This is a genomic window from Streptomyces sulphureus DSM 40104, from assembly GCF_000381025.1.
GTDB classification, from domain to species: domain Bacteria; phylum Actinomycetota; class Actinomycetes; order Streptomycetales; family Streptomycetaceae; genus Streptomyces; species Streptomyces sulphureus.
In genome coordinates this window covers 881,838-892,984 of record NZ_KB905814.1, presented here as the reverse complement: position 1 = coordinate 892,984, position 11,147 = coordinate 881,838, and the positions used below count along the sequence as shown (strand labels likewise).

12 protein-coding genes are annotated in these 11,147 nt (G+C 68.4%); 6 read left to right on the top strand and 6 right to left on the bottom strand.

Annotated features, from left to right (window positions below; all coding sequences use genetic code 11):
- Nucleotides 1-416 precede the first annotated feature (416 nt).
- A complete protein-coding gene (locus F603_RS0108035; RefSeq protein WP_019545496.1) occupies nucleotides 417-842 on the bottom strand; it encodes a Fur family transcriptional regulator in 426 nt (141 codons plus the stop codon).
- Between the two features lie 623 nt (nucleotides 843-1,465).
- On the opposite strand from F603_RS0108035, the gene F603_RS0108030 reads away from it, so the two are divergent.
- The gene (locus tag F603_RS0108030; RefSeq protein WP_245600713.1) at nucleotides 1,466-1,714 is read left to right on the top strand and encodes a hypothetical protein; all 249 of its coding nucleotides are present in this window, start codon (nucleotides 1,466-1,468) and stop codon (nucleotides 1,712-1,714) included.
- A 111-nt stretch (nucleotides 1,715-1,825) separates the two neighbouring features.
- Here the strand turns inward: F603_RS0108030 and F603_RS0108025 are convergent, their stop codons facing one another.
- From F603_RS0108025 to F603_RS0108005, 5 genes are all read right to left on the bottom strand, one after another.
- Nucleotides 1,826-2,653 carry a class I SAM-dependent methyltransferase gene (locus F603_RS0108025; protein ID WP_026328235.1) on the bottom strand — a complete coding sequence of 276 codons (828 nt, stop codon included), beginning with the start codon at nucleotides 2,651-2,653 and terminating at the stop codon, nucleotides 1,826-1,828.
- A gap of 106 nt (nucleotides 2,654-2,759) precedes the next feature.
- Nucleotides 2,760-3,947 (bottom strand): GTP-binding protein, encoded by a 1,188-nt coding sequence (locus tag F603_RS0108020; RefSeq protein WP_019545493.1) that lies wholly within the window; start codon nucleotides 3,945-3,947, stop codon nucleotides 2,760-2,762.
- A gap of 6 nt (nucleotides 3,948-3,953) precedes the next feature.
- Entirely contained in the window at nucleotides 3,954-4,124 is a 171-nt protein-coding gene (rpmF, locus tag F603_RS0108015; RefSeq protein WP_019545492.1) for a 50S ribosomal protein L32, read from the bottom strand.
- A 113-nt stretch (nucleotides 4,125-4,237) separates the two neighbouring features.
- Nucleotides 4,238-5,011 carry a TauD/TfdA family dioxygenase gene (locus F603_RS0108010; RefSeq protein WP_019545491.1) on the bottom strand — a complete coding sequence of 258 codons (774 nt, stop codon included), beginning with the start codon at nucleotides 5,009-5,011 and terminating at the stop codon, nucleotides 4,238-4,240.
- A gap of 250 nt (nucleotides 5,012-5,261) precedes the next feature.
- Complete coding sequence (locus F603_RS0108005; RefSeq protein WP_019545490.1) at nucleotides 5,262-6,194, bottom strand: GHMP family kinase ATP-binding protein; 933 nt, start codon at nucleotides 6,192-6,194, stop codon at nucleotides 5,262-5,264.
- Nucleotides 6,195-6,767: 573 nt separating this feature from the next.
- On the opposite strand from F603_RS0108005, the gene F603_RS0108000 reads away from it, so the two are divergent.
- The 5 genes from F603_RS0108000 to F603_RS31830 all read left to right on the top strand — a co-directional run bounded on the left by F603_RS0108000 (nucleotide 6,768) and on the right by F603_RS31830 (nucleotide 10,943).
- Entirely contained in the window at nucleotides 6,768-6,950 is a 183-nt protein-coding gene (locus F603_RS0108000; RefSeq protein WP_019545489.1) for a hypothetical protein, read from the top strand.
- A gap of 12 nt (nucleotides 6,951-6,962) precedes the next feature.
- On the top strand, nucleotides 6,963-7,970 hold the full coding sequence (locus tag F603_RS0107995) for a pyridoxal-phosphate dependent enzyme (protein ID WP_019545488.1): 1,008 nt from the start codon (nucleotides 6,963-6,965) through the stop codon (nucleotides 7,968-7,970).
- 85 nt (nucleotides 7,971-8,055) lie between these two features.
- Entirely contained in the window at nucleotides 8,056-8,901 is an 846-nt protein-coding gene (locus F603_RS0107990) for a Rossmann-like domain-containing protein (RefSeq protein WP_019545487.1), read from the top strand.
- Nucleotides 8,898-10,178, top strand: a complete 1,281-nt coding sequence (locus tag F603_RS0107985; protein WP_019545486.1) for an MFS transporter — start codon at nucleotides 8,898-8,900, stop codon at nucleotides 10,176-10,178. Before F603_RS0107990 ends, F603_RS0107985 begins: the two co-directional genes overlap by 4 nt.
- A gap of 90 nt (nucleotides 10,179-10,268) precedes the next feature.
- Nucleotides 10,269-10,943, top strand: coding sequence for an SAM-dependent methyltransferase (locus F603_RS31830; RefSeq protein WP_019545485.1), 675 nt, complete (start codon nucleotides 10,269-10,271; stop codon nucleotides 10,941-10,943).
- Nucleotides 10,944-11,147 lie beyond the last annotated feature (204 nt).

The window sequence follows — 11,147 nt, the reverse complement described above, 5'->3', positions numbered from 1 at the left end:
TCCTGCGGTTCGCATTCGTCGGTGTGGTCCCCGTGGGGGCGGTGCAGGTGGCCGTCGTGCGCGTAGTCCACGTGGTCGCCGTGCGGTACGGCCACGTGTCCGCATCCTTCGCCGTGCACGTGGTTGTGCCCTTCATGGGTGAGATGCTGCGTTGTTGCCACTGTGCTCAACTCCTGTCGGTCGTTCTGCTGTTGAAAAAAAAAGGGGGGCGGCTCGATACGGCCTGACAAAGGAGGAGGAATGCAAGGGGTACCGCCGAAGCGTGCCACGCACGTCACCCGGAAACAAGAATTGGGCTACGTGTCGACAATTCGGTAGTGAATGTCAGATTCGTTTGCCCGGAACACTCGGGAGATGGGTCGCCAACGCGCTGTGGTCATCCCCTCTGCAAACGCACAGGGCCGGGCTGCTGCGTCTCAGAGGTGACAGTCCATGCATTCGCCGCTGAGTTCCAGCGTGTGCGTCACGTTGGAGAAACCGGTGAGCTGGTCTAGGTGAGCGGCCCAGCGTTCGACGAGGTCCGTGTCGACGGCTTCGCTGCGCCCGCACCGGCGGCAGATCACATAGTGCCGGTGCTCGGTGGTGGAGCGCTTCCTGTAGAGGCGTTCACCGGAGGCTTCGTGTCGTATGACATCCACCTGTTCCATCCTCTCCAGGTCTCTGAGGGCGCGGTAGACGGTGCTCAGCCCCACACATGTCCCGGCCTGCGCGAGGCGCGCATGCAGCCCCTGGGCCGAGACGAAGTCGGGGGCCGCGGAGAGGTGTTGGAGGATGTCCAGGCGTTGCCGGGTTCGTCGCGCACCGAGCGGTGTCTCGTCGGGGGTCTCCTTCACGGTGAACACAGCCCTCCTCGTGCCGAGGCGATCCGGGCGGACGTCAGCGAGAGTGGGCGAGCACTGCCGGCCCGTGGAGACGTGGCGCTGCCTCGTGCAGGGATACCCGGAACGCGTCCGTCCGCGTGTCCGGCGGTTGCGCGTTCTGCGTGGCCTCGTCGCTTGAGGCGGGGTGGCTGCGACGGCCTTCTCTGTGCAGTCAACGACACCTCGTCGGGCTGAGAGGGGCCGGTGTGCCGCTGGCGGCACGGGAGGCGTCGTCGACGAACGCGGTTCGGAGACCAGCCAGTTGGTGATGGGCGGGCAAGGCGCGCACCCCTTAATGAAAATGGATGTCGTTTCTGTAGAATAGTGCCCGCGCCCCTCGACGGACAACGCCTGTCGCGCCAGCTACTCGGTCGAAGCAACGGACGCACCCCGCGTACCGGGACCCGGGCCGACGGGGGTCAGCGAGTCGTCCGGAACGGGCAGCACTTCCGCCAAGATCGCGAGGATGACGTATGCACGGTTCGGCACCCAGCCCGAAGAGTCGCCCCTTCACACTCGTCGCCTGCACCGACTGCCGGGGGTCCGCCGAGGAGCAGGTGGTGGACCGGCTGCGACGAGCAGTCGGTCACTGCCCGCACGGAGTCATGGTTGCCACCCGCTGTCTCGGCGGCCTGCTGCGCTGTCAGAGCTCACGCGGATTGCACGCTGCCGTCCAGCCCTGCGCCGAGGACCGCAGGCCGACCGGAGTGGTGAAGCGCCTCGGTCCGATCAGGACCGAGGCGGACGCGGAGGCGATCGCCGCGTGGCTGCTGGCCGGAATGCCGGACGACGAGACGGTGCCCGGCAGCCTCCGTGCGGATCCGTCGCCGCAGCACGTCGCCCGCCTCAACTGACCAGGCCGGCACGGTGACCAAGTGCCCGGAGGCGCCCCGTCGGAGAGACAGGCTGCTCTCCGGAGGCGAAGGCGCCTGGGCGGCTCCCACGCTCCAACGACGCACGCCCGGCTAGGGCAGCCGAAGGAGACTGAGTCGGTACCCCTCGACCTGGGGGAGGCGCTGTTCGGCGAGCCGGCCGATCATGTCCTGGTAGGTGGCCGGCAATTGCGCGTACATCCCGTCCGGCAGGCTGCTGAGCGTGTGCGAAGCGTGCACCTTCGTTCCCGGGAGCCACGTCGCGAGCTCGGCGGGATTCCCACAGGACCACTGCATGCGGGCCTCGACCTTGCTCAGGGCGTCGTGCTCGGTCTGCGCGTCGACGATCTCGGGACCGGCGGTGTCGAGGGCCAGCAGGGAGCCGGGGAACCGCTCCGCGAGCAGGCGGAGGATGCGGCGCACCTCCGGGCCTTGCAAGAACGGCAGCACGGCTTCGGCGCAGAAGAAGTAAGGGCCGTCCGCGTCCTCTTCCACCGTGGCGAGCCAGGACGGGTCCGTCACGGAAGCCGCGAGGGTCGTCCGCCGCGCGGTGTCGGTGAAGAACTGCCGTCGCAGGGCGACCACATCGGGGAGATCGAGGTCGAACCAGCGTGCCTGCGTGCTCCCGAGGCGTTCGTGACGGGTGTTGAGACCTGCGCCGAGCTCCACCACCGTGCCCGAGGGATGAGCGGCGAGGAAGTCCCTCACCCACCGGTCGAACAAGGTGGTGCGCAGTACCGACCCGGTGAGGCTCGGCAAGCCGTCGAAGCGTGAGAAGTCGTAGTCGATCGCGGCGACGATCTCCTCAGCGCGCGGGTCCCGCAGAATGGCCTCCGCCTTGCGGTTCTCCACCGCCCGGCCGTACAGAGGGATCAGGAGCGTCTCCTGAACGGTCCCCGGTTCCACAGTGTGCTTTGTCACAGAACTCTCCTCGTGTGCTCGGGTCGGCGTCCCCGCCGGAATCCCCTGGTCGACAGGGCCGGACCGGGCCGGAAGGCCCCCACGGCCACTGCCCGGTCCGGCGGCTTCACCTGTACACCGCAGGCACCTGCTCCGGGTGCTCGTGCTCGCAGTGGTCATCGATGCCGTACGTGTCCCACTCCGGGAAGGGGTCGACGGGCGGGACGCTCTCGCTGCTCGTCATGAGGCAGCCGGACAAGGCCGCGTGCAGTGCCGAGGCGTGCAATCCGGTGCCGATGAAGACCAGTTCCTGTCCCTGAGGGGAGTCGGATTCGTGGGCGCCTGAGGGCTCGAACCGGGCCACGGCGCCGGCCTGCGACCAGAGGCCCGTCACGCGGGGGCGACTCGCCAGGCGGAAGAACCCCTTCGACCGCAGCACCTGTCCGAAGGTGCCGCTGTCGAGTTGCTCCGTCACGAACTTCCACAGCCTGCCCGGGTGGAACAGTGCTTCGGAGCGGAAGACCGTCGAGGAGATCCCGTACTCCTCGGTCTCGGGGATGTGGTCGCCATTGAGCTCCATGACCCAACCGGGAGCCTGCTGGGCACTTTCCATGTCGAACAGCCCCGTGCCGAGCACGTCGCCCAGGTCAACCCGCCCCTGGGTGACGGGCACGATCCGGGCGGCAGGGTTGAGCCGCGTGAGGGTCGCCCGGAGACGGGCGGCCGTGGCATCGTCCACCAGGTCGAGCTTGTTGAGCACGACGACGTCGGCGAACTCGACCTGGTCCATCAACAGGTCGGCGACGGTCCGCTCGTCGTTCTCGTACTGGTCGAGCCCGCGTTCGGCCAGAGCGTCTCCATCCATCAGCTCCGGCAGGAAGTTGGCGGCGTCGACGACCGTGACCATGGTGTCGAGACGCGCGAGGTCGCCGAGCACGGCGCCGTCGTCGCGGGGGAACGCGAAGGTGGCAGCCACCGGCATCGGTTCGGAGATTCCGCTGGACTCGATGAGGAGGTGGTCGAAGCGTCCCTCGCGGGCCAACCGGTCGACCTCCTCGAGGAGATCGTCGCGCAGCGTGCAGCAGATGCAGCCGTTGGTCATCTCGACCAGACGCTCTTCGGTCCGTGACAGGGCCGCCTCCCCGTCGCGTACGAGGGCGGCGTCGATGTTGACTTCGCTCATGTCGTTGACGATGACCGCGACGCGCAGTCCTTCGCGGTTGCCGAGGACATGGTTGAGCAAGGTGGTCTTACCTGCGCCGAGGAAGCCGGAAAGCACGGTCACCGGCAAGCGGTCGGGTGCCCTGCCTGTCATGCCGGGTCAGTCCTCGGGCCGCAGCAGCCCGCGCTGGTACGCGCGGACCAGGCGCTGCGGCACCCGGTACGTGGTTCCGTCGATGGTGACCGGCACGAGCTGCGGTGTGGTGGCCTTCCACTGGGCGCGCCGGTGGCGGGTGTTGCTGCGGGACATCTTCCGCTTGGGAACGGCCATGGGTATCTCCGGGGACGAAGGGACAGTCCCCGCAGACTAAATGAAAACGAGTTCCATTAGCAATTGCGCTGGGTGTCGCGGTGCACGGGAGGCCGGGGTCGTCGCCGAGCGGGTCAGCGGGCGTCTGCACTGAGCAGGGTGAGGATGCGGGTCGTGCGCTCGCCGGTGTGCGCGTCCCTGCCGTGCCAGCAGCGGTAGTTGTCGAGGACCAGGATGTCCCCTTCCGCAAGGGAGAACCGGGGGAGCGTGCCCTCGAGCTCGCGGACCTTCTCGTCGAAGCGCCGCAGCATGGCCTCGACATGCTTCAGGTCCGGATCGCGGTGCAGGGGTACGGCCCCGTCGGAGCGGCGCACGATCCGCCGGCCCGAGCGCGTGTACTCGACGTGCCTGCCCGCGCGGGGAGTTGACGGCGTGCCCCGCAGGCCCGCCCAGGCTCCGTAGAAGTCGACGTCGGTGCGTGTCAGGAACCCCCACAGCTCCGGGTCGCCGGATTCGAGGGTGTCAACGAAGCGGTACGCGTCGGCCACGAAGGACTCTCCCCCTGACGACGGCGGCCGGGTGAGCTGTACGAGGGCGTAGTCCTCGTCGGGGTGGCGCCGCCGTGTGGGCACCCCGGCCACGTCCACCACCACGTCGAAGCTGTCCGCGTGCAGTTGCACCTGCGCCCCTTCGGACGAGGACCGTTGGCGTTGCGGGAAGAGCTGCCGCAGCCGCTCACCCAGGGCGTGGGCGGCGGCGACCGTCAGGGCTCGCGGTGAGGTCTCCTGGCCCGTCAGTACCACGGCACCGTCTTGCGCGAGACGGTGCGCGACGGCGTCGGCACAGCCCATGTCGAGCCGTTGCGGAATCAGGCCGGTCTCGGCCGGTGCGGTGAGCATCTCCTGCATCGCTGTTCGTGTCCCTTCGGCAGTTCGTCATGCACCGAGGCGGTTTTCGGGCTCGTCCAGGGGCCGTTCCACCGTGACCAGGCAGCGGGTCGGCCCGCTGTCGCCGTCAAGGGTACGCAGAATAAGGGTCAATTGGATTGAATTTCGTTTTCATACATGCTGTCGGTGACGGCGCCCGCACGACGGTGTGTACGGCGGGCTACTCCACCGTCCGAGACCGGCGGGATCGGTCCCGTGCCGGTCGCTCGGCTCAGGCGGTGAGCAGTGCTTCGGCGGTGGTGGCGTGCACGTCGGGGAAGCTGAGCGTCCGGTAGACGGCGACCCTGCCGGCCAGTTCGGCGCAGGCGCGGGCCGCCTCCGTCGCCCTGCGCGTACGCGACGGATCACGGGAGTCCAGGAGTACTCCGAGGGTCGTGCCGCTGTGCCCGACAGCCACACCGAGGCCGCCCACCTCACGGCAGATCTCCCGCATCGGCTCCAGCCACCGCTTGTACCGGAGCGGTTGATTCATCAGCGCGCTGCGGGTCGCGATTCTGCCCACCTCTGCCAGGTCGTGACGCGGGACGGCGTCGGCGAGCCTGTCCAGCAGGCGGGCGTACTCGTAACTCTGCGCTGTGGAGAAGGGCTTGGGCAGGCGGTTGTACGCGACGGTGTCCACCGCGCCGCCCTCGTCGACCCCCACCACGGTCATGGCCGGAAGCGATCCGAGGATCGCCCGGAGCCGCACCGCGCGGTGGTGGAACGCGACGATCCCCGGGTAGAGCACGCCGTCCGTCGGCTCGACCCGGGCCAGCAGCCGCTCGATCCTCCTGGGAGGCATCGGCGTGCCGAGGGCTTTCGCCACGGCTCGGGCGGTGGCGACGAGGTCCGCCGAGGAACTGGCCAGCCCTTTGCCCTCGGGGATCACGCTGCTGAGGGTCAGGACACCCTCGACGGGGCGGCGCTCCTCCTCGGCGATCAAGTGGACCAGCCGCAGCGCCTTTTTCTTGTGAGCGGGTCGAACGGTGACCTCGCCGGCTCCCGATCCCTGACGGAAAGCTGCCATGCTCCACCGGGCTACCGGCAGGGTCACCAGGAAATCGCCGTCCTTCTCCGGCAGCACACCTTGGAGCAGTTCGCCGAAGGTGCCGAAGGCCGTGCCTGTCGACTCCTGTTGTGATGCCACCTCGGTTGAGCGCTTCACGTCTTCCTTTCTTCTTCCTTCGTTGCTTCCTTGCGGCCGCTGCTGTGCGACTGCGCGAGTGCGTCCTGCCATCAGGCGTGACCGACCGTCGGTCGCGTGACGGTGGAAGTTGCTGCGGGGCAAGGGAGCCGTACTCACGGGGGAACGGGGTTGAACGGCAACACGGGGGAGCTTCTCGCCTACGACGGGGGCCAGTTGACGTCGCGGAGGCGCCTGGGTCGAGAAGCTGGTGCGCGGGGTCGTGCCGACTGAAATCGATAATTGTCTTATCCCCGGTGAGGAGGCAAATCGCTCCGTCCCTCAGGGTCCTCGCGGGTTCCGAGTGGTGGAGCGCGAGGCGCTGAAGCGACGACGCTCTTGACAATCATTTCCATCCAGTCGATGCTCGCTGACGCAGCCGAGGCAGCCGCTCGTCCTGAGCCGTCCGCGTCGGTGCCCCGTCGCTCCACGCGTGTCCGGCGTGAACTGCGGTGGGGCACCGGGGGAGTTCCACTCTTGCGGCAGGTGCGTCATGACGCAGTGGTGCGGCCGCGACGGGACTCGCGGCAGGTAGAACCCGAGCAGGAGGAGTCAATGGGCGAGCAGTTCCGCACGAGGACCGCCGACTACTTCGTCGTCTCCCACGCCTCAGAGCTGCGGGGCGTAGCCGCGAAGGCGAGCGGAGCCGGGTCCGTGCCCGAGGTGGTCCACCAGGCGTGCGACAGCGACGACTTACAGACCTTCCTGTGCAACTGGCGTCAGCGCGCGGCCGTCTGACGGGCTCGGCGGATGCACTCACACATCGCGGAAGCGATCAAGCAGCCCGACCTGATCCGCGTCCAGCCCGACCTGTTCTGTCTGCGCTTCGAATCGATGAAGGTCTACTCGGCCCTGGGAGCGGTTCGCCATCTGATGGACTCGGGGACCGTGCAGGAGGGCGACACCCTCATCGACAGCTCCAGCGGCATCTACGCGCACGCGCTGGCGCTCGCTTGCCACCGCTTCGGGCTCAGATGCCACATCGTGGGCTCCGCGACGGTGGACCAGACACTCCGCGTCCAACTCGAAATACTGGGCGCCACTTTGGAGCAGGTCGAGCCGTCGAGGAACCTCCGCCTCGACCAGGAGCTGCGAGTCCGACGCATCTCCGAGATCCTCGAGGACAATCCGTCGTACCACTGGATGCGGCAGTACCACGACGCAATCCACTATTACGGCTACCGCGAGGTCGCCGAAAACCTGGAGAGGGAGATCCCGGCAGGTGGGATCACGTTGGTCGGCGGCGTCGGCTCGGGGGCGTCGACCGGCGCCCTCGCCACCTACTTGGCGGAAGCCGGCCGGGACGTGCGCGCCGTGGGTATACAGCCTTTCGGCAGCGTGACATTCGGGTCCGAGCAGGTGCCGGACCCGGACATGATCATCGCCGGTATAGGCAGCGCCATCGAGTTCCGGAACGTCCGGCACGAGCTGTACGACCGCATCCACTGGGTCAATTTCGAATGCGCCCTCTCGGGGTCCGTCGAACTGCTGCGCAGCACCGGGATATTCGCGGGCCTGTCTGCCGGGGCGGCTTACTTGACCACCCTCTGGGAACGGCGCGGACGCAGCTCCCGCACGTACGTCTTCATCGCGGCCGACACCGGTCACCGCTACGTCCAGGACGCCTATGTCCAGCACCGCCGTGCCAGGGACATCGAGCACCTGAGGCCCCACGAGATCGCCTCTCTCGATGAGCTGAAGCCTCCCTGGTCGACGGCTTCGTGGCGTGACGTAGCCCCGCCGACGCACGGCAGTTGACACCGCACCCGCAGTGCGCCCCGGCCGGCTCCCGCGTGCTCGGAGCGCAGCACCTCATATCCGCCATTCGACGAGAGAACCGAGAATGCCCTACCCGAAGCCGCACACGGTCGCGGAACTGACCGAGCAAGTACTGGACGGGGTCCACGGTCCCGATCCGAAGGACACGACCGTGACCAGCGCCTTCTGGCTTTACCACACCACGCGGCTGGCGGGCAGCGAGGTCACTTACCACAACCACTATCTTCTGCTGCGGGTCGGGGAAGGCTTCGGTGCCTGCTCGTTCGAAGCGGGTGAACTGAGCCCCGATTTCTGCGAAAAAGCCTCCGGATTCACCCTGGACACGCTTCTGCACAGTGAGAGCGCCCCTGTACGTATCGCCGCACTGGACGCCTACCTCTCCCGTGTGCGGCCGCACCGGGAGGCCGGCGAGGCCGAACCGGTCGCGCTCCCCACGGGTGCGCCGGAGGTGCGGGCGAGGGCGCGGGACGCTGCCATAGCCGGACTCCTCGACCTCGCGCCGGGTGCCCGGGTCGCCCTGATCGGTGTGGTGAATCCGTTGATCGAAGCGATACGCGATCGGGGCGGAGTCTGTCTGCCGTGCGATTTCAACCTGCACACCACCCAATGGGGAGAGCCGGTTTCGGACGACATGACCGAAGTACTCGAGCAGGCCGACGCCGTGGTGGCGACCGGGATGACCCTCGGCAACGGCACCTTCGACCTGATCCTCGAGCACTGCCGCCGGCACGACGTCCCGTTGGTGGTCTACGCACAGACCGGCAGCGCCGTCGCCCGCGCGTTCCTCTCGAGCGGCGTCACCGCCCTCTCGGCCGAAACCTTCCCGTTCTCGCAGTTCAGCGCGGACACGACCGTCCTCTACCGCTATCGGTCCGACGACTCCGGCACGAAGCTCGAGGAAGCATCGTGAGTGCCGGCACCGCGCAGGCGAGGCGGGAGGTCCCCGAGGCGGGCGAGCAGCTCCCGGGCGATCTGAGGATGACGCGCACCCTCTGGCCGATCCTGCTGGCCTCAGCGGTCGGGCTGCTGCCCTTCACCATCTTCAGTACGTACCTGGTGCCGATCGCGGAGGAGTCAGGGAGCAGCGTCGCCGCGATGGGCGGGCTCCGCGGACTCGGTGGCCTCGCGGCCCTGTTGGTCGGTACGGCACTGGCACCGTTGATCGACCGCGTGCGCAAGGAGTGGGCGGCCGCCGGCGGGCTCGGGGTGCTGGCGGTCTCGGCCGCTCTCGGAGCCAGCGGACAATACGTCCTGCTCGTTGCGTTCTGTCTGCTCGTTGGTGCGGGGACGGCCGTACTCAACCCGGCTCTGACCGCGGCGGCAGCCGACCGGTTCGGCTCCGGGAAGGCTGCCAGCAGAGCGGCGACGCTGGTCACGGCCACCCAGTCCATGACGGCCATGCTGGCCGCGCCCGTCATCGCGCTGCCTGCGGTGTTCTGGGGGTGGGAGGGAGACCTCCTCGCCGTGACGGCCGTCTCGCTGCTGCTCGCGGTGGTTCTGCTCTCGCGGCGCACGTTGTCCGGTACCGAGGAAGAGGCCTGCGGGGTCGAGGAGTTGACCTACCTCGCCTCGTTCAGGGCCCTCGCCGCGGTGCGGGGCGCCGTGCCGCTGCTGCTGATCTCCCTCCTGCGCACCGCCGTGTTCATGGGATATCTGGCGTACCTGGCCGCGTACTACGACAGCCGCTTCCAACTCGACCCCGGACTCTTCTCGCTCGTCTGGACGTTGAGCGGTGCCTCGTTCTTCGTGAGCAACCTCCTCACGGGGCGGCTCACGAACTCCGCTCAACAAAGCGTGCGTACCGAGCACTTGCTCATTCTCGGTCTCGTCGCGGCCCTCGTTTCCGTCGTCGGCTTCTACTTCACGCACTGGCTTCCGCTGGCGCTCGCTCTCACCTCGCTCCATGCAGCCAGTCATGCGGTCGTGGCCGCGTGCGCCGTGAGTCTGCTGGTGAGGCGCTGCGGGCCGCTGCGCGGGTCCGCGCTGAGCATCAACGCGGCGGGGATGAGCCTCGGCGTCTTCCTGGGTGCCTCTCTCGGCGGCCTGGGGCTCGGCGTCGCCGGCTACGCCGGAGTGGCCACCGCGTTCGGCGTCCTCACCGCGGCGGCACTGGGCGCCGGCTTCCTGGTCTCCCGCATCCCGGACGGGCAGGTACGCAACGACCGGGGGATGCAGGGGAGTTCGTGAGAGGTGTCCGCCCCGGAAAGGACTGCGGTCGGGTAGCCGCTCCGCACACGACAGAACTTCACGTCGGCTGAGGCACGGAAGGCACGGTATATGACAGCGGATTCAGGAAAGAACGCGCTCGGTGATACGGAAGGGCGGGAGCCTGAGGAGTTCTGGGAGAATCTGTACCGCGAGCACCGGGAGAACCGGGCCCTTTGGGGGACCCGCGCCAACCCGTTGCTGGTGGAGGTGGCACAGTGCCTGCCGGTCGGTACCGCACTCGATCTCGGATGCGGGACGGGCGGTGACGCCCTGTGGCTCGCTCGCCGTGGGTGGCGGGTCACCGCGGTGGACATCTCAGCCACCGCGGTCGAGCAAACCCGGCGAGTCGCGCAGGAGGCCGGTCTCGGAGATCTCGTCACCGCTGAGCAACACGACCTGGCGCACTCGTTTCCGGAAGGCGGATTCGACCTGGTTTCGGCGCAGTACCTGCACACGCCCTTCGAGCTGCCACGTTCGGCGGTCCTGCGCGCCGCGGCACAGGCGCTCAATCCCGGTGGCCGCCTCCTGGTCGTGGACCACGCATCCGTGGCGCCCTGGTCGTGGAACCAGGACCCGGAGACACATTTTCCCACCCCGGAGGAGATCCATGCCGGGCTCGAACTCCCCACCGCCACTTGGGGTGTTGAACGGGCCCAGCGGCCCCGGCGGGAAGCAACCGGCCCGCAGGGGCAGACCGCCACCGTGACCGACCACGTGCTACTCATCCGCCGCACGCCCCAGTGAGCGCGCACGGGCCGAGCCGCGTGATCCCGGGTCCGGCCCACGACCGGTTCGAGCCGGGTGCGGTCACCTGGGTTTCCGCCGGTGAGTGTGAACGCCGCCCGGCGACGCGGTCCGGTGCGGGACTCCGACCCCCGGCGCTGCGAAGGCATCGACTATCCTGCCCTCAGTCCGAAGCCGCTCCCGTGCCGGCGCGTCGGCCTTCCC

Excerpts from the sequence above, each read along its gene's own strand:
- F603_RS0108030 (WP_245600713.1), top strand. The coding sequence starts at position 1,466 with ATGGTTGCCACCCGCTGTCTCGGCGGCCTGCTGCGCTGTCAGAGCTCA.
- F603_RS0108020 (WP_019545493.1), bottom strand. The coding sequence starts at position 3,947 with ATGACAGGCAGGGCACCCGACCGCTTGCCGGTGACCGTGCTTTCCGGC.
- rpmF (WP_019545492.1), bottom strand. The coding sequence starts at position 4,124 with ATGGCCGTTCCCAAGCGGAAGATGTCCCGCAGCAACACCCGCCACCGG.
- F603_RS0108010 (WP_019545491.1), bottom strand. The coding sequence starts at position 5,011 with ATGCAGGAGATGCTCACCGCACCGGCCGAGACCGGCCTGATTCCGCAA.
- F603_RS0108000 (WP_019545489.1), top strand. The coding sequence starts at position 6,768 with ATGGGCGAGCAGTTCCGCACGAGGACCGCCGACTACTTCGTCGTCTCC.
- F603_RS0107995 (WP_019545488.1), top strand. The coding sequence starts at position 6,963 with ATGCACTCACACATCGCGGAAGCGATCAAGCAGCCCGACCTGATCCGC.
- F603_RS0107990 (WP_019545487.1), top strand. The coding sequence starts at position 8,056 with ATGCCCTACCCGAAGCCGCACACGGTCGCGGAACTGACCGAGCAAGTA.
- F603_RS31830 (WP_019545485.1), top strand. The coding sequence starts at position 10,269 with ATGACAGCGGATTCAGGAAAGAACGCGCTCGGTGATACGGAAGGGCGG.